A 21,312-nucleotide genomic window follows, 5' to 3' on the forward strand; every position below is an offset into this window, starting at 1 on the left:
GACCAGAAGACGGCATGACGACAGACCGCGACCTGATGCGCTCGCTTGGTGGCGAGCCTCCGATCCTGGCCGACGGTCTTCGTGCGCCCGATCGCCGGGAGATCTCCCTGCGCTGGCTGTCGGGTACCTTCCTGACCGGCATCACCTCCTGCATTCTTATGGGTGTCGCCCTGTTTGCAGCCCTCGACGGCCGACAGCAGCTCGCCATCCCGGCCGAGGCCTTTGCTGTCGTGCCGCCAGATCCGGATGAAAGTGCGGACGAGGAAACCATGCGCGGAGACAGAATCTTTGCGCCGAAAATCGCCGCCCGCCCCGTTGACAAGGCCATCCTCGACGTCCCCACAGTTTTCAAGGATGGCGAGCGCGAGGTTGTCCGCAAGCTGCCCTTCGCGCATGTGAAGATGGTGCTCGCCGCTGACTACGCCGTTCAGGAGCGCTATCCGCGCTTCGATCCGCTTGCAATCTTCGCCACCGATGACACAACCCCGCCTGTCGCCAATCGGGCAGGCTCGCTCTATGGCTCGGATGTCGAATCCGAGGTCATCCTGAAGTCGACCCCATTCCCGACCGTTCCGGATAAACCGCTGGCCGGCGAAATGACCTTCGACGAAGTCGAAGAAAATGTCCGCTCGAACGGCTCCGTTCTGACCGATGGCAACACCCAGGTCGCAGCGCTCTATTACATCGACCCGCGCCGCTTCGACGCGGAGGACACCGGGCTCGATCTCTCCGTCGGGGTGACCGCACGTATCGTCGAAGAGAATATGAGCGTCGCCGAACCGGAAATCATCACGCCGATGACCCCGGAATATGCCGACGACATCCTGCCGGTCCGACAGCCGCAATCCGTGGCGGCGCTGATGCAGGCCGCCGGCTATCCCGAAACAAAGGCCGAGGATGTCGGCAGGGCATTGGCGCCCTTCATGAAAGAGACCGAGCTCGTCGAGGGTGACGTGATCCGCGTCGGGCTCTTGCAGCGTGGCGATGAGGTACGCCTCGTGCGTTTTTCGCTCTACCACCGGGCCGATCATATCGTGACGATGGCCGTCAATGACGTCGGCCGTCTCGTCGAGGGTGCCGAACCGCCGGAACTCGACGCCGTGGCCGGTGCCTTCGAGACCTCCCAGCCAGCCCTGATGTCCGGCCGCGATCTGCCACGCGTCTATGACGGCATCTACCGCGCCGCCTTGTCCTACGGGATGAACCAGGATCTGACCGCACAGGTCATCCGGCTTCTAGCCGCCAATGTCGATTTCCAGGCACAGTTGAAGCCGACCGACATGCTCGAAGCAGTCTTCTCCGTCACCGATGATGAAGGCCGAGCGACGGAGGATAGCGAGCTCCTCTATGTACGCGCCCGCTTCGGCGACTCGATCACCCAGTTCTACCGCTTCCAGGATCCCGAAGACGGCTCGCTCGATTATTTCGACGAAAACGGCAAATCGATCCGCCAGTTCCTGTTGAGAAATCCGGTGCCCAACGGCCGCTTCACCTCCGGCTTCGGCATGCGCCGACATCCGATCCTCGGGTATTCGCGCATGCATACCGGCGTCGACTGGGCAGCCCCGCGCGGCACGCCAATCATTTCCGCCGGCAATGGCGTCGTCGAGAAAGCCGGCTGGGCCTCGGGCTACGGCAATCAGACGCTGATCCGCCATGCCAATGGTTATGTCACCTCCTACAATCACCAGAGCGGCATCGCCAAGGGCATCGTGCCCGGCGCCAAGGTCAATCAGGGCCAGGTGATCGGCTTCGTCGGCTCGACCGGCGCATCGACCGGCTCCCACCTGCATTACGAACTGATCGTCAACGGCACAAAGGTCGACGCGATGAAGGTCCGTCTGCCGGGTGGCAAGGCGCTCGAGGGTCCGGCACTTGCCGCCTTCCAGCAGGAGCGTCAGCGTATCGACACCCTGCTGCAAACAGGTGGGCGCCCTGCCCAGGTCGCAAGCCGGTGAATTGAACCGTCAGCGCGTCAGACAAACGGAAAACGGCGGCCCGCAAGGACCGCCGTTTTGGTTTTTGTGCAGACGAAGCGACTGGGCTTAAGCCGCAGCGCTGACTGAAGCCTTGGGCGAGATCAACAGCCGATCGCTGCCCGCCTCGATCGTGACATCGGATCCGTCCAGCACCTGACCGGACAGGATCTGCTCGGCGAGCGGGTCCTGCAGGTATTTCTGGATCACCCGCTTCAGCGGACGGGCGCCATAGACCGGGTCGTAACCCTTGTCGGCCAGCCAGGCGCGCGCGTCCGGGGCGAGATCGATGCGGATCTTGCGTTCCGAAAGCAGCGAGAGCAGCCGCGTCATCTGGATGTCGACGATCGCACCCATCTCCGTCCGGCGCAGCCGGTGGAAGAGGATGATCTCATCGACACGGTTGAGGAATTCCGGTCGGAACGAGGCCTTGACCACATCCATCACCTGATCGCGCACCTGGTCGACATCCTGGTCCTCGCCGAGGCTCGTCAGATAATCGGCCCCGAGGTTCGAGGTCATGATGATGATCGTGTTCTTGAAATCGACCGTTCGGCCCTGCCCGTCCGTCAGGCGCCCGTCGTCGAGCACCTGCAGGAGAACGTTGAACACATCAGGATGCGCCTTCTCGATCTCGTCGAATAGCACGACCTGATAGGGCTTGCGACGGATCGCTTCGGTGAGCGCGCCACCTTCCTCATAGCCGACATAGCCGGGAGGCGCCCCGATCAGCCGGGCGACCGAATGCTTCTCCATGTATTCCGACATGTCGAGCCGGACCATGGCTGTCTCGTCATCGAACAGGAAGCGTGCAAGCGACTTGGTGAGCTCGGTCTTGCCGACGCCAGTGGGGCCGAGGAAGATGAACGAGCCGATCGGCCGGTTCGGATCCTGCAGGCCGGCACGCGCACGGCGAACCGCCCGCGACACGGCTTGCACCGCATCACCCTGGCCGACGACCGATTTCGCCAGGTCGTCCTCCATTCTGAGCAGCTTGTCGCGCTCGCCTTCCAGCATCTTGTCGACGGGGATACCGGTCCAGCGGGATACGACATGGGCGATGCCGTCGGGGTTAACCACCTCCTGCACCATATTGCCGGCGGCCGAACCATCCTGCGCCTCCGCATCCACCAGCTCTTTTTCGAGCTTCGGGATCACGCCATAGGCGAGTTCGCCGGCGCGCTGGAATTCACCCTGGCGCTGAGCAATCGCAAGCTCGTTGCGGGTTTCGTCCAGTTGACGCTTGAGATCGGCGGCGAGGCCGAGCTTCTGCTTTTCCGCCTGCCAGCGGGCCGTCAGCGCATCCGCCTCTTCCTCGAGCGAAGTGAGCTCGGTTTCAAGACGCGCGAGCCGGTCGGCGGACGCCGCATCGGTTTCCTTTTTCAGCGCTTCGCGCTCGATCTTCAGCTGAATGATGCGGCGATCGAGTTCGTCGAGCTCTTCGGGCTTGGAATCCACCTGCATCCGGAGCCGCGAGGCGGCCTCGTCCATCAGGTCGATCGCCTTGTCGGGCAGGAAGCGGTCGGTGATGTAGCGGTTGGACAGCGTCGCGGCAGCAACCAGAGCGGAGTCGGAGATCCGCACCTTGTGGTGCTGCTCGTACTTCTCCTTCAGGCCGCGCAGGATCGAGATCGTATCCTCGACCGTCGGTTCCTCGACCATAACAGGCTGGAAGCGCCGGGCGAGCGCCGGATCCTTTTCGACATGCTTGCGGTATTCGTCGAGCGTGGTCGCGCCGACGCAGTGGAGTTCACCGCGCGCAAGCGCCGGCTTCAACAGGTTGGACGCATCCATGGCACCGTCGGCCTTGCCGGCACCGACAAGCGTATGCATCTCGTCGATGAAAAGGATGATCTCGCCGTTCTCGGCCTGCACCTCGTTCAGCACCGCCTTGAGACGCTCTTCGAATTCGCCGCGATACTTGGCACCGGCAATCAAGGCACCCATGTCGAGCGCCATGAGCTTCTTGTCCTTTAGGCTCTCCGGTACGTCGCCATTGATGATGCGCAGCGCCAGACCCTCGGCGATCGCCGTCTTGCCGACGCCGGGTTCACCGATCAGAACGGGATTGTTCTTCGTGCGACGCGACAGAACCTGGATCGTGCGCCGGATCTCGTCATCGCGACCGATGACCGGATCGAGCCTGCCTTCGCGCGCTTCAGCCGTGAGATCCCGCGCATATTTCTTCAGGGCGTCGAAGCCGGCCTCGGCATTCGCACCATCGGCCGTGCGGCCCTTGCGGACCTCGTTGATCACCTGGTTCAGCGCATTGGCGGTCACGCCGCCCTTCTTCAGCGAAGCCGAAGTCGAAGCGGAAGACTCGACCGCAAGCGCCAGCAGAAGACGCTCGACGGTGACGAAGCTGTCGCCAGCCTTCTTGGCCGCGTCTTCGGCGGTCGAAAACACCTTGGCAAGTGGCTGCGCCAGATAGACCTGGCCATTGCCCCCGGACACTTTGGGCAGCTTGGCAAGTGCGGCATCATTGGCGATCCGCACGGCCTTGGCATCACCGCCCGCACGGCTGATCAGCGAGGAGGCCATGCCCTGCTCATCATCGAGCAGAACCTTCAACACGTGTTCGGGTGTGAACTGCTGGTGCCCTTCCGACAGGGCATAGGTCTGTGCCGATTGCAGAAATCCGCGCACGCGTTCGGAATATTTCTCGATATTCATAGTCACTCTCCGTTTCCCCGCCCTGCCCGCAATCGGCACAGGTCGGTTGGTGTGGATGAGGTCCCCGGAAGCGGCGGACCCCGGAGCGAAAACCGCTCCCCTGACCGAGATATGGGAGCGGGATTTTGCCCTTTAAAGAGGCAGATAAACGAAAAACTCCGGGTCTGAGCCCGGAGTTTTGCAATCGTCAAATCGAGCTCGAAAAGCTCATTCCGAAGCGGCTTCGGCAAGAGCGGGTGCTTCGCCGCCTTCGCCGTTTCCACCTTCGCCACCTTCAGCACCTTCACCGCCTTCATCACCGGCAGCGCTGCGGCGCGGCTGGCGACGCGGACGGTTGCCGGCATTGCGACGGCGCGGCTGGCGCTCGGCCCCGGCTTCCGCCTGGCTCTCGGCAGCAGCGGCTGCGGCTTCCGCCGGCATGTCTTCGATGACCGGCTGCGGACCCGTACCGGCGATCTCCGCCTGCGGCTGCGGCTGGGCCTGCGGCTCGCGCGGCTCCCGCTGGCGGCGCTCGTGCTGCTGACGGTTCTGTTGCTGCGGCTGCGGTGCCTGCTGCTGCGGACGCTCGCTAGCCTGGGCGGCATTGTCTTCCGAGCCGTCGAAATCCTCGCCGTCCCGTTCGTTGTAATCCTGACGGTCGTCGCCGCCATCGCGGTCGTCACGCTGGAAGCGTTCCTGCATCTGCGACTGAGCGGCCGCAATGATGCGGTTATAGTGCTCGGCGTGCTGCAGGTAGTTTTCCGCCATGACGCGGTCGCCGGCGCTTTGGGCGTCGCGAGCGAGCGTGGAATATTTCTCGGCGATGTGCTGGGCGGTGCCGCGGATCTTCACATCGGGGCCGGAGCTGTCATAGGTCCGGGTGAGCGGGTTTTGGCCCTTGCGGTTGAAATTGTTGTTTCCACCGCCGCCGCCACCGCCGCCGCCATTGTTGTTACGCCCCCGACCACGCTTGTTTTGCTGTCCTGGCCTCATAGATGCTTCACCTGAATGTCTTTGTTGTGCTGATAAAGGGCAACGCCATGGGCTCTTATTGAACCGGACCAAGTCTCCACGCGCCGCCGACAGACCGCGCTCTCGCCTTGCTCGCCGCTGGTGAAAGTCGAGTTTACTGAGTACGCATCGGTCCAGTCGTGCTTCGCGGAGTTCGACAGCGAACTTTTTCGAAGCCGGCCCAGTCGCGAACGAATCTTCGTTCTTTCCCCGCCGCCCGTTGCGTGCCCGCAAGCTATTACGCTTCATTCGGAAAACCAAGCCTTTTTCTATGTTTCCCGAAATTATCCTTAGCAGCCGCAGCAAATGCGCTAATCAAGCCTCTTCGCAAACACCAGGACACGGTCATTGTGGCCGTAGTCGCGGTGCTCTTCGACAAGCAAAAAACCCGCCAATTCAAATATTTGCGTAACGTCTCGACGCTGGTCGAAACCGATCTCCAGGCCAATGAGCCCCTGGTCTTCGAGGTGGCTCGCAGCACTCTGGGCAATCGCCCGATAGGCGTCGAGCCCGTCCGGACCACCATCCAGCGCTACCATCGGATCGAACTTGGTCACTTCCGGTTCCAGTCCCTTGACCACATCGCTGCGGATATAGGGTGGATTGGAAACGATGATGTCGAACCGTTCGGCTGTCTTGTCGAACCACGGTCCTGACCGCGTGACAAAACGCGACCCCAGCCCGTTGCGCTCGGCATTGTCAGCAGCTGTCTTCAAGGCGTCTTCGGAGATATCGATCCCCATGGCCTCGGCCTCGGGGCATTCGTGAAGCAACGCAAGCGCGATCGCTCCGGTTCCCGTTCCAAGATCGACAAGTTTCGGCTTGCGACCTTGCAGGACCATGGACTTGAGATGTGGCAGGATCACGTCAACCAGGATTTCCGTATCCGGTCGGGGTTCGAGCGTCCCGGATGAAAGCGCGAGATCGAGCCCGTAAAAGTCACGCCGACCAAGGATGCGATGGACCGGCTCGCGGGCCAGACGCCGAAGCACGGCCGCCTCCACCTGTGCCACGCCTTCCGGCAAAACCGGCTTCTCACCCTCGAGCAACAGGGCCGTCGGGCTAAGCTTGAGAAGGCCGCAGACGAGCACCCGCGCATCGGTTGCAGCATCGTCCAATCCGACAGCCTCAAAACGACGCCGGGCGTCCGCCATCAGCAACCGTGCTGTTGGCGCGACCCCCGTCACTGGTTTTCGCCCAGCTGCGCAAGCTGCCCGGCCTGATAATCGGAAATCAGCGCATCGAGCATTTCATCGAGATCACCTTCGATCATCCGGTCGAGCTTGTAGAGCGTCAGGTTGATCCGGTGGTCGGTCACGCGCCCCTGCGGGAAGTTATAGGTCCGGATACGTTCCGAACGGTCGCCCGAACCGACCTGGCTCTTGCGGTTTGCCGATCGCTCGCTGTCGAGCTTCTGTCGCTCGATATCGTAAAGCCGGGAACGCAGCACCTGCATGGCCTTGGCGCGGTTCTGGTGCTGCGATTTCTCTGACGACGTCACGATCAGGCCGGTCGGCAGATGGGTGATACGCACGGCCGAGTCGGTCGTGTTGACATGCTGGCCGCCGGCACCCGAAGCGCGCATCGTATCGATGCGGATGTCTTCCGGCCGGATCTCGATGTCGATGTCTTCGGCTTCCGGGAGAACGGCAACGGTTGCCGCAGACGTATGAATGCGCCCGCTCGCTTCTGTTTCCGGCACGCGCTGCACGCGGTGAACGCCGGATTCGAACTTCAGCTTGGAGAACACGCCCCGACCGCTGATCGTTGCGATGATTTCCTTGTAGCCACCGGCTTCCCCTTCGCTGGCGGAAAGCACTTCGACTTTCCAGCCTTTCGTCGAGGCAAAGCGCTCGTACATCCGGAACAGGTCACCGGCAAAGAGTGCTGCCTCGGACCCGCCGGTTCCGGCACGGATTTCCAGGATCGCGCTCTTCTCGTCGGCGGCATCCTTCGGCAGAAGCAGGATCTGCATCTCGCCCTCAAGCGCCTCGATCCGGCTTTCGACCTCGGGCAATTCCATCTCGGCAAGATCGCGCATCTCCCGGTCCGTCGCCTTGTCGGACAGCATGGCGCGCAAGCCGTCGGCCTCGTCGATCGCAGACTGGTATTCGCGGATCTTCTTCACGACCGGCTCGAGTTCGGAATACTCCGATGCCAGCTTCACATAGACATCAGCTGCCGGTCCCGCCGACATTCGCGCCTCGATCTCGCCGAACCGACGTTCGAGCTCGCGCATTTTCTCGACAGGAAGCTTCGCCACCCTTTACTCCAGGTCAGTCGCCAAAGTCAGTCTTCAAAGTCAGACGGGGATGTTGTGCTCTTCCGCATGGCGGAGGAGCAGGTCGCGCACTGACACGCCCGGGGTGTCGTCGTCAAGCGCAGCCATCAAAACCTCCGAGAGCAGACCGACGTCGAGACCGAGCAACATGGCCTTGACCGGACCGATCGCCGTCGGCGACATCGAGATGGAGCGGAAGCCGATGCCGAGCAGGGCCATCGCCGGGAGCGGCTTCGATGCCATCTCGCCGCAAAGGGTCACCGGCGTCTTGTTGCGCTCGCCGGCGCGAACAATATCCCTCAGAATCCTGAGGAAAGGTCGCCCCAGCACGTCGAAACGGTCAGACACGCGGGCATTGCCACGATCAACGGCCATGGCAAACTGGAAGAGGTCGTTCGATCCGACCGAGACGAAATCCACTTCGTCCATAAGCTCGTCGAGCTGCCAGAGCAGCGCCGGCACTTCGAGCATGGCGCCGAACTGCAGCTTCTTCGGCAACTGATGGCCGAACTTGGAGATGTGCTGGATCTCCTTCTGCATCAGTTCGCGCACGGCCCGGATCTCCGAGACCTCGGTCACCATCGGCAGCATCATCTTGAGCTCGGCGCCGGAGGCAGCCTTCAGCAGCGCCCTCAACTGGGTGCGCAGCAATCCCGGCCGATCAAGCGACAGGCGGATCGCCCGCCAGCCAAGCGCCGGATTCTCTTCTTCCTGGGAGCGGAAATAGGGAACGACCTTGTCACCGCCGATATCGAGCGTGCGGAAGGTGACCGGACGGCCAGCCGCCTGTTTCAGCACATTGCGGTAAAAGCTCTCCTGCTCCTCGCCCTTCGGCATGGTCGAGGAAATCATGAACTGCAATTCGGTGCGGAACAGCCCGATGCCATCGGCACCGGAATCGGCCAGTTGCGGCAGATCGACCAGAAGGCCCGCATTCATCTGCAGCTTGATCCGGTGACCGTCCTTGGTGACAGGCTCGACATCGCGCAGCGCGCGGAACTGTTCCTGCCGCTTGGCCCGGAGCTTGACCTTTTCCTCATAAGCCTTCTGCAAATCGGCAACCGGGCGCACATGCACCTTGCCGTCGTCACCGTCGATGATGACGGGATCACCGTTTTCAGCAAGCGCCACGGCACCCGCCGCCTGGCCGACGACCGCAATGCCCATGGCACGCGCAACAATCACGACGTGGCTGGTGACGGCTCCTTCTTCGAGCACGAGGCCGCGCAGGTTGGCACGCGGATAATCGAGCAGCTCGGCCGCCCCCATGGCGCGCGCAAAGACGATCGCGTCGTTCGGGAAGCCTTCGGCAGCACTGTGCGGCGAAAAGCCGGTGAGCTGGCGCAGCAAGCGGTTCGCCAGGTCGTCGAAGTCGTGCATGCGCTCGCGCAGATAGGGATCGGTCAGGCGCATCATGCGCGCCTTGGTGTCGCTCTGCACTTTCTCGACCGCGGCTTCCGCCGTCAGACCGTTGTGGATCGCCTCTTCCATGCGCCGCACCCAGCCCTGGTCATGGGCAAACATGCGGTAGGTTTCGAGCACGTCGCGATGCTCGCCTTCCATGGAGATTTCGCGCCGCGACAGCATGTCGTCGATCGAAATGCGCAGCGATCCGAGGGCCGTTGCCAGCCGGCGGATTTCCGTCTCGCTGTCTTCGTTCAACAGATTGGTGACGACGATTCGCGGCTCATGCAGCACGACATAGCCGAGGCCTATGCCTTCGGAGTAGCTGTCGCCGTCGATCGAGACGGGTCGCGTCAGATCAAGTTCGAGGCCGGGCCGGGTAATCTTCTTGAGCTCGCCGGTGGCGATCATCTCGGCAATCACCATCGCGGTCGTCTCGAGCGCTTCGAGCTCGTCCTCGCGATAGTTCCGCTGCGCCTTGTTCTGTACGACGAGAACGCCAAGGCTTCGCCCGGCACGCAGGATCGGCACCCCAAGGAAGGAGTGGTAGATCTCTTCCCCGGTTTCCGGCAGGTAGCGGAAGGCCGGATGCGCCTGGGCATCCGAAAGATTGAGCGATTGCGCGGATGCGGCGATCGTACCGACGAGACCCTGACCCATTTTCAGCTGGGCCAGGTGAACGGCGTCCTTGTTCAGACCTTCGGTCGCATAAAGCTCGAGAACGCCGTCGGAGCGCAGCACATAGACGGAGCACACCTCTGCGACCATGTTGTTCGCGATCTGGCGAACGATCCGATCCAGTCGCTCCTGCGGCTCGAGCGGCTCCGCCATCAATTCGCGCAGCCGCTTGAGGAGGACGCGGGGACCCGCAGAAAGGTCTCTCATCCCGATTTTGCTCCACTTCCCATTGGTCAGCGGATTGTTACCCTTACCTTTTCAGGGGTCGGGTCACGGATGTCCGCTCTCAGGAATCAATTCTTATCCAGACCGTAGCAGGAATGCAAAGTCCGAACCGCAAGCTCGGCATAGGGGCCGTCGATCAGGATCGAGATCTTGATCTCGGACGTCGTGATCGCCTTGATGTTGATGCCCTTCTCGGCCAGCGCACGGAAGGCGGTCGCGGCAACGCCTGCATGGCTGCGCATGCCGATACCGATGACGGAAACCTTCACGAGACCCTTCTCGCTCTGGACGACGTCGAAACCGATCTTCTCCTTGTTGGAGCCGAGAACGGCGAGCGCCTTGTCCACGTCTCCAGAGGGCACCGTAAAGGTCATGTCAGTCTTCGAACCATCTTCAGAGATGTTCTGAACGATCATGTCGACATTGATGTGGGATTCGGCGAGTGGCCCGAAGATCGCAGCCGAGACACCCGGCCGGTCGGCCAGACGGCGCAGCGAAATCTGGGCTTCATCCTTGGCATAGGCAATACCGGTGACGACTTCCTGTTCCACGATCTCTTCCTCATCGCAAATCAATGTACCGGGCGGGTTCAGGAGATCACCCATGCCCGGTGCATCGGGATCTTCAAAGCTGGAGCGCACGAAGGTGCGGACCTTGTGCACCATGGCGAGTTCGACGGAGCGGACCTGCAGCACCTTGGCGCCGAGCGAGGCCATTTCGAGCATTTCCTCAAACGCGATCTTCTTCAGGCGACGTGCCTTGGGCTCGATGCGCGGGTCGGTCGTATAGACGCCGTCAACGTCGGTATAGATGTCGCAACGGTCGGCCTTGACGCCGGCGGCAATCGCAACGGCAGACGTATCAGAGCCACCACGGCCGAGCGTCGCGATGCGGTTGTCAGGGCCGATACCCTGGAAACCGGCAACGACAGCCACCTGGCCTTCGGCCATACGGCGAATGATCTCGGTGCCGTCGATCTCCTGGATGCGGGCAGCACCATGGGCGTTGTCGGTCTTGATCGGGATCTGCCAGCCCTGCCAGGAGCGGGCATTGATATCCATCGACTGGAGCGCAATCGCCAGCAGGCCGGCAGTGACCTGTTCGCCCGAAGCGACGACGGCATCATATTCACGCGCGTCGTAAAAGGGCGAAGCGGCACCGGCGACTTTGGGCATGTTTTGCACCCAGTCGACCAGCTCATTCGTCTTGCCCGACATGGCCGAGACAACCACGGCCACTTCGTGACCCGCATCCACTTCGCGTTTCACATGGCGCGCGACATTATAAATGCGATCCAGATTGGCGACGGATGTCCCGCCGAATTTCATGACGATGCGAGCCATAGACTTGAACCATATGCCCTTGAAAGACGCCGGAACCCCGGCACAAAAACACCGACCTGGGCGGATAGGCCTCAGGTTGCGGGGCTTTTAGTCTATATGTTCCCGGGGCGCAACGGCCACTTGCCCCCCAAACGGTACGGTAAAGCGCGGATTTTCGGTCGCAGCAGGCGTGCGGGAACCCTGCCTTAATTTGGATCGAATTCGGGCGCCAACCATGAGGCGACGCCCGGGCTGGGAGGCTGGATCGTCACATGTTGGTCGATCGATACCGGATAGGGTGTCATGAAAGCATTAGACGCGCTTCCCGAGCCTGCCCTCAGCGACAACCTCCCGCCGCCTTCCTTCTTTAACAGACATGCGAAGTCGATCGCGGCAGTCGCGGCACTCCTCGTCTTTGCCGCCGTCGGTTATGCCGTCTACCGGCTGACGGAGGAGGTCACCTATGCCGACGTGATCCGTTCCCTGGAGGCGACAAGTGCCTCCTCGATCGCGCTCGCCGTGCTTTTCACGGCACTGAGCTTCGTCACCCTCTGCTTCTATGATCTGAACGCCCTGTCCCATATCGGCCGCAAGCGCCCCTGGCAGGAGGTGGCGCTCACCGCCTTCAGCGCCTATGCCGTGGGCAATGTCGCAGGCTTCGGCGCATTGTCGGGTGGTGCCATCCGCTACCGCGCCTATTCCCGCGCCGGCCTCTCGCCGGACGAAATTGGCCGCATCATCGCCTTCGTCACTGTGTCCTTCTCGCTCGGCCTCGCCCTGCTGACCACAGGCAGCCTGGTGCCGATGGCCGGCGAAATCGCACCGCTGCTGGGAATTTCCTCCACGACGCTTGCGACGGTCAGCACCATCATCCTCATCGCGATCCTGCTGCTTCTCGGCATCGCCCGCAGTGGCGGATTGAAGTTTGCCGGCCGCACGCTGCGCCTCCCCGATACCGGCACGCTCTCGCGGCAATTCCTGGTGACCGTGCTTGATGTCGCCTTTGCAGCGTCGGTGCTCTATGCCCTTCTGCCAGCAGAAGCACAGATTTCCTGGCCTGCTTTCTTCGCCGTCTATGCCGTCGCCATCGGCATCGGTGTCGTCAGCCACGTACCCGCCGGCCTTGGCGTCTTCGAGGCCGTGATCCTGGCCGCCCTCGGCTCAGAGGTTCCGGGCGACGCGCTGCTTGCCTCACTCGTCGCCTACCGCGCCATCTATTATGTTCTGCCGCTGGTCATCGCCATCTTCGTGGTCACGGCAACCGAACTGCGCCAGTTGTCGGCGAGCCCGCTCGCAACAGGTGTCGCCAGGACCGCCGGACGCCTTGCCCCGACGCTTCTCGCAGCACTTGCTCTGGTCCTCGGCGCCATGCTGGTGCTGTCGAGCGTGACGCCCACACCGGGCGACAATCTCGACCTGCTGGCGGGGTTCCTGCCGCTCCCCGTGGTCGAAGGCGCCCATCTCCTCGCCAGCATCCTCGGCCTGATGCTCGTCGTCGTCGCCCGCGGCTTGGCCCAGCGTCTCGACGGCGCCTGGTGGGGCACCCTGCTTGTCGCCCTGCTCGCCCTCGTCCTGTCGCTCGCCAAGGCCGTCGCCATCTACGAAGCGGCCCTGCTCGCCATTCTCGTCATCGGCCTCCTCCCGAGCCGCCGCCTTTTTCATCGCAGGGCATCCCTCGGCCAGGCGCTCACCTCCTCCTGGCTGCTCGCTGTTGCAGTCCTGATCGGCGGCGCGGTCATCGTCCTCCTCTTCGTCTATCGTGACGTCGAATACAGCCATGCGCTCTGGTGGCAGTTCGCCTTCGATGCCGAGGCGCCGCGCTCGCTTCGCGCCATGCTCGGTCTCACCGTCGTCGCCATGGGTGTCTGCCTCTTCAGCCTCATGCGCCCGGCAGCCCCGGCGATCCACCCGGCAGGCGAGGAGGAACTGGCGAAAGCCGTCGCCATTCTCGACCGCCACGATGTGGCCGACGCCAATCTCGTGCGCACCGGCGACAAGTCCGTGATGGTCTCACCCGATGGCGAGGCATTCCTGATGTATGGCCGCCAGGGCCGGTCCCTGATTGCCTTCCTCGATCCCGTCGGGCCGAAAGCCTCGCGTGACGAGCTCGTCTGGCAATTCGTCGAAACGGCACGTGCGAGCGGATGCCGTGCCGTCTTCTACCAGGCTTCCCCCGCCATCCTGCCTGTGATCGCCGATGCCGGCATGAAGGCCTTCAAGCTCGGCGAGATGGCGGTGGTCGATCTCGAACGCTTCGACCTGAAGGGCGGCACATGGGCGGGCCTGCGCCAGGCCGCCGCCAAGGGCGAACGGGACGGCCTCACCTTCGAGATCATCCCGACGGAAAACGTCGCTGCCATCCTCGACGACCTGCGCCGCATCTCCGATGCCTGGCTCGACCACCACAGGGCGAAGGAAAAAGGCTTCTCGCTGGGCGCCTTTACCGAGACCTATATGACAGCCCAACCGGTCGCCATCCTGCGCCACGGGGGCCGGATCGTCGCCTTCGCCGACATTCTGCTGACGGACACCCGCGAGGAGGCATCGATCGACCTCATGCGCTTCGCCCCCGATGCCCCGAAAGGCGCGATGGATTTCTTGTTCGTGCGCCTGATGACGACACTCCGCGACCAGGGCTACCGCCACTTCAACCTCGGCATGGCACCACTGTCGGGCCTGTCACGCCGCGAGGTGGCTCCCGTCTGGGATCGCGTTGCCAACACTTTCTATGAGCACGGCGAACGCTACTACAACTTCAAGGGCCTGCGCGCCTTCAAGTCCAAGTTCCACCCCGACTGGCAGCCGCGTTATCTCGCGGTCGCCGGCGGTCTCAATCCCGTACTGGCCCTGCTCGATGCAACGCTTCTGATCGGCGGCGGCCTGAAAGGCGTGGTGAAAAAATGAAGGCCTCCCTCCGCGCGACGCTGCTCGCAATTCCCCTCCTCGCCTTGCTCTCGCCGACAATCACGCCCGGTCTGGCCCATGCCGAAGACCCGCCGCTCGACACCGGCATGATCCCCTCGCCAGTCACATTGTTGCCCGATGGAGACCCGCAATCGCTCGTCGTGCTGCTGTCGGATGCGCCGGGTTGGCAGGATACCGACCAGAAGGAAGCCGAGCGCCTGCAGGCAAACGGCGCGATTGTCGTCGGCATCGACACGCCGAAATACATTGCCTCGCTGTCTGCCGACAAAGGCGATTGCATCTACACCGTCTCCGATATCGAGGCGCTTGGACGCCAGTTGCAGCGCAAGGCAGGCAATGCGAACTTCCTGCCGCCTGTTGTCGCAGGCCGCGGCGAAGGCGGGGCACTGGCGCTCGCCATCCTCGCCCAGACGCCGAAAGCCACCATCGGCCAGACGCTGGCCCTCGACCCGGAAGCCGGCATCCCGCTCACCAAACAGTTCTGCACCCCGGCCGAGAAGAAAGTCGATGGCGACAGGATGATCTACGGCCTCACAGCGGGCGACCTGCCCGATCCTGCGACCGTGCTCTTCAGCCCTTCAGCCACGCCTGAGGCCCGCGCTCATGTGACCGATCTCGTGGCAAGCCATCCGGACATCGACCAGCGCGACATCGATGCGGATACGAGCAAGGCCTTTTCCGACACGATCGACGAACTGGTCGCGGCGACCAATGCGGCGGAAACCCCGCTCGGCCTGCCGCTGACCATTCTCGACGCGACGCCGTCCCGTGACACCATGGCGGTGATTTTTTCGGGCGATGGCGGCTGGCGCGACCTCGACAGCCAGGTCGGCACCAATTTGCAGGCCGCCGGCATTCCCGTCGTCGGCGTGGATTCGCTCCGTTACTTCTGGTCGAAGAAGACCCCGGAACAGACTAGCGGGGATCTCGCCACCATCATCCACACCTACGAGAAGCGCTGGAAGGTGAAGCACGTGATGCTGATCGGCTATTCCTTTGGCGCCGACATCCTGCCGGCCGCCTATAACGGGCTGCCCGACAAGCTGAAGTCACGGGTCTCCCTCGTGAGCCTGCTCGCGCTGTCCCACGAGGCCGATTACGAGGTGTCCGTCTCCGGCTGGCTGGGCAGTGGCGGAAGCGGCGGGGCAGATCCCCTGACGGAAGTCGCCAGGATCGACCCCGCCCTGGTTCAATGCATGTATGGAACGGACGAAGACGACGACGCCTGCAAGGATCTCGTCGGCGGCCCGATCGAGACGATCGGCATCAAGGGCGGTCACCACTTTGACGGCGACTATCCCGCCCTTGCCAAACGCATTCTCGACGGACTGGAGAAACGGACGTCCCGTTGATCGTCCGCAAGACAACACGACCTGGCGCGAACGACGGCAAGAACGCTTGAGGCCTGCCAATCCGTCGTCGCTCCGCCACCTGTGACGTCTCCACCCTTGACTTTAAAGGTCATCGAGACGACTTCATGAACAAACGCGCCAGGAGGTTCCGTCATGAGTGCAGAGGCCCGCACCACAATCGATCAGTCCGAAGTCGACCGCTTTTCCGCCATGGCGGCCGAGTGGTGGGATCCGACCGGCAAGTTCAAGCCGCTGCACAAGATCAATCCGGTGCGCCTTGCCTATATCAGGGACAAGGTCATCGAGCATTACGGCCGCGACCCGAAGAGCGCCCGCCCATTGGAGGGCCTGCGCATCCTCGACATCGGATGCGGCGGCGGCCTTCTGTCGGAACCGGTCGCCCGCATGGGCGCAAGCGTTCTTGGTGCTGACGCTTCCGAGAAGAACATCAAGATCGCCATGACCCATTCCGCCCAGAGCGGCGTCGAGGTCGACTACCGCGCTGTGACCGCCGAAGAACTGGCCGCCCAGGGCGAGACCTTCGACATCGTGCTCAACATGGAAGTCGTCGAGCATGTCGCCGACGTCGATTTCTTCCTGTCGACCTGCGCCTCCATGGTCCGCCCCGGCGGCCTGATGCTCGTCTCCACCATCAATCGCACGCTGAAAGCCGCAGCGCTTGCCATCGTCGGCGCCGAATATGTCCTGCGCTGGCTGCCACGCGGTACTCACCAGTATGAAAAGCTGGTCCGCCCCGAGGAAATCGAACGGCCGCTTTCTGCAAACGGCATGCAGATCCTCGAAACCAAAGGCGTCTTCTTCAATCCGCTGCAGAACCAGTGGAACCTCTCGGCAGACATCGATGTAAACTACATGATGCTGGCGAGCCGCCCGGGATCGGCGACATGACGACACCCCAGACGATCATCGACTTCTGGCTGCGCCACGGTCCGGAAGCCTGGTTTTCGCGTAATGAATCGCTCGACGCCGAAATCGAAGCGGACTATGCCGAGCTGCATTTCCAGGCTTCGCGCAACGAATTGTCGGATTGGCAGGAGACCCCTGAGGGCACCCTCGCTCTTCTCCTGCTGCTCGACCAGTTCCCGCGCAATCTCTTTCGCGGCAGCGCGCATTCCTATGCGACCGATCCTCTCGCCCGCACGATAGCCCACCACGCTCTGGCCAAGGGTTTCGACATCAAGGTCGAGCCTATCCTGCGCCCCTTCATGTACCTGCCCTTCGAACATTCGGAAGACATGGTAGACCAGCGCCACAGCGTCTCGCTTTTCGAGAAGCATCGCGACGAGACCGGTGATGCGGAAGCACTGAAATGGGCCGTTCTGCATCTGGATCTGATCGAGCGCTTCGGCCGCTTTCCTCACCGCAATACCGCTCTCGGCCGCAAGACGACGCACGAAGAGCAGGCCTATCTCGACCAAGACGGTTTCAAGGGCTGAGCCCTCGATCAGACGGGCAAGGCTTTGACGGCTGAAATCAGATCGGCCTGCGTCTCAAGATTGTCAGCAGCCAGTCGCTTGATGCGCGCTCGATTGATGAAATAGGCGCACCGTCGGCGGTAAAGGCGGTGGTCAATTCACGTCGTCAGGCAGGACCGGCAGCGGCGCGATCTCGATGCCTTCCTCGATCAGCGACTTGACCTCCACGGGTGACGCCTGGCCGATGATGCCGCGCGCCTCCGACTCGCCATAGTGGATCTTGCGGGCTTCCTCGGGAAACTTCTCCCCGACGTCCTCGCTGCTCGCACGGATCTCGCGGATCGCCTCCTTGAGCTTGACGAAGGCCTGCTTCTGCACCTCGGAGACGGCCAGCGCCTGGGTCTCCTCCTTCTGACGGGCGGTCGACACGGCCGGTGCCATCAGCACCTTGGCCACCTCGGCCGATCCGCAGACGGGACAGGTGAGGTAACCCGAAGCCTTCTGCCGGTCGAAATCGGCGCTCTCCGAAAACCACCCTTCGAATTCGTGGGCCTTCTCGCAGCACAGCGAATAGCGGATCAAACTGTGACGCCTCCCTTGGCAAGCACAGGCGCGATGTCGAGCGCAAAGTCGCGGCCATTCTTCAGGTTCGGGATCTTCGCCCGGCAGGCCTTCACTGCCTCGAGATCGATCTCGGCAACGACCACGTCCTCGCCGGTGCCGCCGGCAGACGCCAGCACCTTGCCCCAGGGGCCGACGATCATCGAATGACCGAAGGTCTCGCGCCCGTCTTCATGCACGCCCGCCTGGGCGGCCGAGATGACATAGGCGCCGTTCTCGATCGCGCGGGCTCGAAGCAGGATCTCCCAATGCGCCTCGCCGGTCTGCTTGGTAAAGGCGGCCGGCGTCGTCAGGATCTGCGCCCCCGCCATGGCTTCCGCCCGGAACAGATGCGGGAAGCGCACGTCGTAGCAAACGCCGAAGCCGAGCTTGGCGAAGGGCAGATCGGCAACGACCGCCCGCTCGCCCGGACGATAGACCGCGCTTTCGCGCCAGCTCTCGCCATTGTCGAGATCGACGTCGAACATGTGGATCTTGTCGTAGGACGTGATTTTCTTGCCGTCGGGGCCAAACAGGAAGGCGCGGTTGGCGATCTTGCCATCGGCAAGCTTGATGGCGGTGGAGCCGACATGCAGATGGATGCCGAGCTCCTTGGCAAGCTCCGACGCCTTTTTGACAATGAGATCGGTTTCTTCGTCGCGCAGCACGGCGGCAAGACCGGCCCGATCCTTCTGCACCGCGCCCGTCATTTCCGGCGTCTGAACATAGATCGCCCCGCGCCGGGCGGCCTCGCGCACGAGCCGTGCCATGCTTTCGGCATTCTTCTCCGGATCGATCCCGGAGCACATCTGGACGGCGGCAGCCTTGAACACCATGACCAATCAGTCCTTACTTTGTGAGAAGCGGATCGAGCTTGCCGGCCCGATCGAGCGCATGCAGGTCGTCGCAGCCGCCGACATGCTGGCTACCGATGAAGATCTGCGGGAAAGTGTTGCGGCCGGACTTGGCGATCATTTCCTCACGCAGATCCGGCTTGCCTGTCGCGTCATGCTCGACATAGGCGACGCCCTTGCTGTCCAGTAGCGCCTTGGCGCTGGCGCAGTAGCCGCAGAATTGCCGTGTGTAGATCGTGACGTCAGCCATGAAGTTCTCCGCCGGAAAGCGTCGCATAGACAGGGAATTGGTCCCCTCATATAGGCCCGGCGAGTGCCCTTGCAAAGGTCAAAACAGTGACATCCTGAGCGCCTGCCTTTTTCAGGGCAGTTGTCGCCGCACTGACCGTCGCCCCCGTCGTGTAGACGTCGTCAACCAGCACCAAGCGCTTGCCGAAGACGAGATCCTCAAGGCCTGCCGGCACGCCGAAGGCGCCGCGTACGTTGAGCGAACGTTGGTTCGCCGTCAGGCCGACCTGTTGCTGCGTGCGCTTGCGCCGCAGCAGCACCTCCGCGAAAAACGGTTTGCCCGATTGCCGCGCCACATGCCGCGCCAGTTCCGCCGATTGGTTGAACATGCGCCGAAATATCCGCATCCGGTGCAGCGGCACGCAGACGATGGCATCGCAGGCGGCAATTTCCACCGAGGCCGCCCGCAGCATCCAGCCGGCCATCATCGGCGCCAGATCCACCCGGTCACGATACTTGAGATCATGTACCAGATGCCGCGCCACCCCCTCGTGGAGGGCAACCGAACGCAGGCGGTCGAAGACGGGCGGATGGGCGATCGCCTGCGGCGAAACCATCCCCTCGCCCGGATCATGAGCAAAGGGCAGGCCGAGAACCGGACAATAGGGCTTGTCGATCAGCCGCATGTCGCCCCAGCACTGCGCACAGAGTGCGTGATGGCTGGCGACACGGACATGGCAATGGGCACAGGCCGGTGGATAGATGAGATGAAACAGCCCGCGCAGCGCCGATCCGGCATGATGCCGGCTGACGGATGCGCTTTTCTGCACTAAATGAGCCCACATGCATCGACTTTACGCCCGCTTGGGCGTTCGGCCAATGCCGGAACGAGGCCAATCCAGGATTCCCGCCATGAACGAGCTTTTCGACGAAGCCCTGATCGCCCGCAACCGTGCGCGTGCCCTGGCCCGCAACGCAGCCGGCAGCGATTTCCTGCTGGACCTGACCGCCCGCGAACTCGCCGACCGCCTGGCCATCGTCCAGCGCAGCTTCGACGATGCCGTGGAACTCTTCGGCGGAACCGGGCTCACCGCCAGGGCTGCGCTCGCGACCGGCAAGATCGGTACGCTGCGGCGGATCGAGACCGATGCGAATTTCGGTGAGGCCGAAAACCCGGTCGCCGTCTCCGGTTACGAAAGCGTGCCTCTCGAGCCGCAATCCGTGAATCTCATCCTCTCGCCGCTATCACTGCACCTTACAAATGATACGCCCGGCATGCTGATCCAGATGCGCCGTGCGCTGAAACCCGACGGCCTGCTGCTCGCAGCAATCCCAGGTTCAGGAACGCTTGCCGAATTGCGCGAGGTTCTGCTGGCGGCCGAAACGGAGATCTACGGCGGTGCAAGCCCCCGTGTCATCCCCTTCGCCGACATCAGGGACATCGGCTCGCTTTTGCAGCGCGCGGGTTTCGCACTTCCAGTCATCGACGAGGAAAGCTTCACCGTCCGCTACGATCACATCTTCGCGCTGATGCGGGACCTCAAGGCCATGGGCATGGCCAACCCGCTTCTGGGACGCAGCCGTCGCCCGGTCTCGCGCAAGTTCTTCCTTCGGGCAGCGGAACTCTATGCCGAACGGTTCTCCGATCCGGATGGCCGCATCCGCGCCACCTTCTCGATCGTCTTCGTTTCCGGCTGGGCCCCACACGAGAGCCAGCAGAAACCGCTCAAGCCCGGTTCTGCAAAGATGCGCCTCGCCGACGCGCTCGATCCAGCGCGGCGACCAGATGAACCCTGACGGCGATTGTTACTTCTTGGCTTCGGTGAATTGGGTTTCGACTGTATTGAAGGTACTGAGCAGCGAGCCCGTGAACGCGCTGTAGCCGGAAAGCAGCGCGACGCTGATAATCGCGGCGATCAGTCCGTATTCGACGGCGGTCGCGCCACGAAGGTCAGACATCAACTGGCGTAAAAGACGCATTCTCGCTCCTGACAGTCTGGATCCGAGATGGTTGCCCCCGCCCCGGCCGATGGGAATTAGCAGGCCTGGCCGGAGCCGTAGCCGTCGATGATGCAGACGGAACCCGGCGTCTCCTGAAGCACGCTGCGGCGGATCGTATACCGTTTGCCGCTCTCGTCCTTGGGGATCGATCCGGTGGTAATCATGTCGAATTCGTCAGGCTGAAAAGCGAGCGTCTTGCGGTCGGTCTTGGAGGCGAGCATGGGCGTCAAGACAAGCGAAAGGGCGATCGCAGCCGTGCCGAAAAGCAACGCGATATTCAAGACCCCGGTCCTGCCCGTTTTGACCGAAGACCGCTCTCGGGACCGTGCGGCCTTCCAGAAATCCTCGTTTACCATATTACGCTCCA

Annotated in this window: 18 protein-coding genes; 6 read left to right on the forward strand and 12 right to left on the reverse strand. The window is 62.7% G+C overall.

The genetic code is table 11. The features are described 5' to 3' along the window. Nucleotides 1-14 precede the first annotated feature (14 nt). Nucleotides 15-1,958, forward strand: a complete 1,944-nt coding sequence (locus tag GH983_RS17885) for a M23 family metallopeptidase (RefSeq protein WP_153763130.1) — start codon at nucleotides 15-17, stop codon at nucleotides 1,956-1,958. A gap of 87 nt (nucleotides 1,959-2,045) precedes the next feature. On the opposite strand, the gene clpB is transcribed toward GH983_RS17885, so the two are convergent. The 6 genes from clpB to GH983_RS17915 form a co-directional block, all read right to left on the reverse strand. Further along, entirely contained in the window at nucleotides 2,046-4,649 is a 2,604-nt protein-coding gene (gene clpB, locus GH983_RS17890) for an ATP-dependent chaperone ClpB (RefSeq protein ID WP_153763131.1), read from the reverse strand. Nucleotides 4,650-4,856: 207 nt separating this feature from the next. After that, nucleotides 4,857-5,621, reverse strand: a complete 765-nt coding sequence (locus GH983_RS17895; RefSeq protein WP_153763132.1) for a DUF4167 domain-containing protein — start codon at nucleotides 5,619-5,621, stop codon at nucleotides 4,857-4,859. A 329-nt stretch (nucleotides 5,622-5,950) separates the two neighbouring features. Next, nucleotides 5,951-6,793 carry a peptide chain release factor N(5)-glutamine methyltransferase gene (gene prmC / locus GH983_RS17900; protein WP_153763133.1) on the reverse strand — a complete coding sequence of 281 codons (843 nt, stop codon included), beginning with the start codon at nucleotides 6,791-6,793 and terminating at the stop codon, nucleotides 5,951-5,953. 29 nt (nucleotides 6,794-6,822) lie between these two features. Then, complete coding sequence (gene prfA, locus GH983_RS17905) at nucleotides 6,823-7,902, reverse strand: peptide chain release factor 1 (RefSeq protein ID WP_054149952.1); 1,080 nt, start codon at nucleotides 7,900-7,902, stop codon at nucleotides 6,823-6,825. 39 nt (nucleotides 7,903-7,941) lie between these two features. Further along, a complete protein-coding gene (gene ptsP, locus GH983_RS17910; RefSeq protein WP_054149951.1) occupies nucleotides 7,942-10,209 on the reverse strand; it encodes a phosphoenolpyruvate--protein phosphotransferase in 2,268 nt (755 codons plus the stop codon). Between the two features lie 86 nt (nucleotides 10,210-10,295). Then, nucleotides 10,296-11,570, reverse strand: a complete 1,275-nt coding sequence (locus tag GH983_RS17915) for an aspartate kinase (RefSeq protein ID WP_054149950.1) — start codon at nucleotides 11,568-11,570, stop codon at nucleotides 10,296-10,298. Nucleotides 11,571-11,852: 282 nt separating this feature from the next. Here GH983_RS17915 and mprF point away from each other — a divergent pair, with 282 nt between their 5' ends. From mprF to GH983_RS17935, 4 genes are all read left to right on the forward strand, one after another. Then, nucleotides 11,853-14,453, forward strand: coding sequence for a bifunctional lysylphosphatidylglycerol flippase/synthetase MprF (gene mprF, locus GH983_RS17920; protein WP_153763134.1), 2,601 nt, complete (start codon nucleotides 11,853-11,855; stop codon nucleotides 14,451-14,453). Continuing rightward, nucleotides 14,450-15,826, forward strand: coding sequence for a virulence factor family protein (locus tag GH983_RS17925; RefSeq protein WP_153763135.1), 1,377 nt, complete (start codon nucleotides 14,450-14,452; stop codon nucleotides 15,824-15,826). Before mprF ends, GH983_RS17925 begins: the two co-directional genes overlap by 4 nt. A gap of 153 nt (nucleotides 15,827-15,979) precedes the next feature. Then, a complete protein-coding gene (gene ubiG / locus GH983_RS17930) occupies nucleotides 15,980-16,735 on the forward strand; it encodes a bifunctional 2-polyprenyl-6-hydroxyphenol methylase/3-demethylubiquinol 3-O-methyltransferase UbiG (protein ID WP_054149947.1) in 756 nt (251 codons plus the stop codon). Continuing rightward, on the forward strand, nucleotides 16,732-17,283 hold the full coding sequence (locus tag GH983_RS17935; protein ID WP_153763136.1) for a DUF924 family protein: 552 nt from the start codon (nucleotides 16,732-16,734) through the stop codon (nucleotides 17,281-17,283). The genes ubiG and GH983_RS17935 overlap by 4 nt, the downstream gene beginning before the upstream one ends. A gap of 132 nt (nucleotides 17,284-17,415) precedes the next feature. Here GH983_RS17935 and GH983_RS17940 read toward each other — a convergent pair whose 3' ends face one another. Genes GH983_RS17940 through GH983_RS17955 form a run of 4 tightly spaced genes read right to left on the reverse strand, consistent with a single transcriptional unit; the run spans nucleotide 17,416 to nucleotide 19,789 of the window. Further along, a complete protein-coding gene (locus GH983_RS17940) occupies nucleotides 17,416-17,844 on the reverse strand; it encodes a DUF1178 family protein (RefSeq protein WP_054149945.1) in 429 nt (142 codons plus the stop codon). Then, a complete protein-coding gene (locus GH983_RS17945; RefSeq protein ID WP_069042948.1) occupies nucleotides 17,841-18,698 on the reverse strand; it encodes a carbon-nitrogen hydrolase family protein in 858 nt (285 codons plus the stop codon). Before GH983_RS17945 ends, GH983_RS17940 begins: the two co-directional genes overlap by 4 nt. 13 nt (nucleotides 18,699-18,711) lie before the next feature. Next, complete coding sequence (grxC, locus tag GH983_RS17950; RefSeq protein WP_054149966.1) at nucleotides 18,712-18,966, reverse strand: glutaredoxin 3; 255 nt, start codon at nucleotides 18,964-18,966, stop codon at nucleotides 18,712-18,714. Between the two features lie 46 nt (nucleotides 18,967-19,012). Next, nucleotides 19,013-19,789, reverse strand: a complete 777-nt coding sequence (locus GH983_RS17955; RefSeq protein WP_083229640.1) for a ComF family protein — start codon at nucleotides 19,787-19,789, stop codon at nucleotides 19,013-19,015. A gap of 67 nt (nucleotides 19,790-19,856) precedes the next feature. On the opposite strand from GH983_RS17955, the gene GH983_RS17960 reads away from it, so the two are divergent. Then, nucleotides 19,857-20,741: a methyltransferase domain-containing protein gene (locus GH983_RS17960; RefSeq protein WP_153763137.1), complete on the forward strand. Its 885-nt coding sequence runs from the start codon at nucleotides 19,857-19,859 to the stop codon at nucleotides 20,739-20,741. A gap of 9 nt (nucleotides 20,742-20,750) precedes the next feature. On the opposite strand, the gene GH983_RS17965 is transcribed toward GH983_RS17960, so the two are convergent. Together GH983_RS17965 and GH983_RS17970 are read right to left on the reverse strand one after the other, a co-directional pair. After that, nucleotides 20,751-20,924, reverse strand: a complete 174-nt coding sequence (locus GH983_RS17965; RefSeq protein ID WP_054149942.1) for a Flp family type IVb pilin — start codon at nucleotides 20,922-20,924, stop codon at nucleotides 20,751-20,753. Nucleotides 20,925-20,980: 56 nt separating this feature from the next. Then, nucleotides 20,981-21,301: a hypothetical protein gene (locus GH983_RS17970; protein WP_054149941.1), complete on the reverse strand. Its 321-nt coding sequence runs from the start codon at nucleotides 21,299-21,301 to the stop codon at nucleotides 20,981-20,983. Nucleotides 21,302-21,312: the final 11 nt, after the last annotated feature.

Source organism: Agrobacterium sp. MA01 (genome assembly GCF_009650195.1).
Classification (GTDB): Bacteria; Pseudomonadota; Alphaproteobacteria; order Rhizobiales; family Rhizobiaceae; genus Allorhizobium.

Excerpts from the sequence above, each read along its gene's own strand:
- GH983_RS17885 (WP_153763130.1), top strand. The coding sequence starts at position 15 with ATGACGACAGACCGCGACCTGATGCGCTCGCTTGGTGGCGAGCCTCCG.
- clpB (WP_153763131.1), bottom strand. The coding sequence starts at position 4,649 with ATGAATATCGAGAAATATTCCGAACGCGTGCGCGGATTTCTGCAATCG.
- GH983_RS17895 (WP_153763132.1), bottom strand. The coding sequence starts at position 5,621 with ATGAGGCCAGGACAGCAAAACAAGCGTGGTCGGGGGCGTAACAACAAT.
- prmC (WP_153763133.1), bottom strand. The coding sequence starts at position 6,793 with ATGGCGGACGCCCGGCGTCGTTTTGAGGCTGTCGGATTGGACGATGCT.
- ptsP (WP_054149951.1), bottom strand. The coding sequence starts at position 10,209 with ATGAGAGACCTTTCTGCGGGTCCCCGCGTCCTCCTCAAGCGGCTGCGC.
- GH983_RS17915 (WP_054149950.1), bottom strand. The coding sequence starts at position 11,570 with ATGGCTCGCATCGTCATGAAATTCGGCGGGACATCCGTCGCCAATCTG.
- mprF (WP_153763134.1), top strand. The coding sequence starts at position 11,853 with ATGAAAGCATTAGACGCGCTTCCCGAGCCTGCCCTCAGCGACAACCTC.
- GH983_RS17925 (WP_153763135.1), top strand. The coding sequence starts at position 14,450 with ATGAAGGCCTCCCTCCGCGCGACGCTGCTCGCAATTCCCCTCCTCGCC.
- ubiG (WP_054149947.1), top strand. The coding sequence starts at position 15,980 with ATGAGTGCAGAGGCCCGCACCACAATCGATCAGTCCGAAGTCGACCGC.
- GH983_RS17935 (WP_153763136.1), top strand. The coding sequence starts at position 16,732 with ATGACGACACCCCAGACGATCATCGACTTCTGGCTGCGCCACGGTCCG.
- GH983_RS17945 (WP_069042948.1), bottom strand. The coding sequence starts at position 18,698 with ATGGTGTTCAAGGCTGCCGCCGTCCAGATGTGCTCCGGGATCGATCCG.
- grxC (WP_054149966.1), bottom strand. The coding sequence starts at position 18,966 with ATGGCTGACGTCACGATCTACACACGGCAATTCTGCGGCTACTGCGCC.
- GH983_RS17955 (WP_083229640.1), bottom strand. The coding sequence starts at position 19,789 with ATGTGGGCTCATTTAGTGCAGAAAAGCGCATCCGTCAGCCGGCATCAT.
- GH983_RS17960 (WP_153763137.1), top strand. The coding sequence starts at position 19,857 with ATGAACGAGCTTTTCGACGAAGCCCTGATCGCCCGCAACCGTGCGCGT.
- GH983_RS17965 (WP_054149942.1), bottom strand. The coding sequence starts at position 20,924 with ATGCGTCTTTTACGCCAGTTGATGTCTGACCTTCGTGGCGCGACCGCC.
- GH983_RS17970 (WP_054149941.1), bottom strand. The coding sequence starts at position 21,301 with ATGGTAAACGAGGATTTCTGGAAGGCCGCACGGTCCCGAGAGCGGTCT.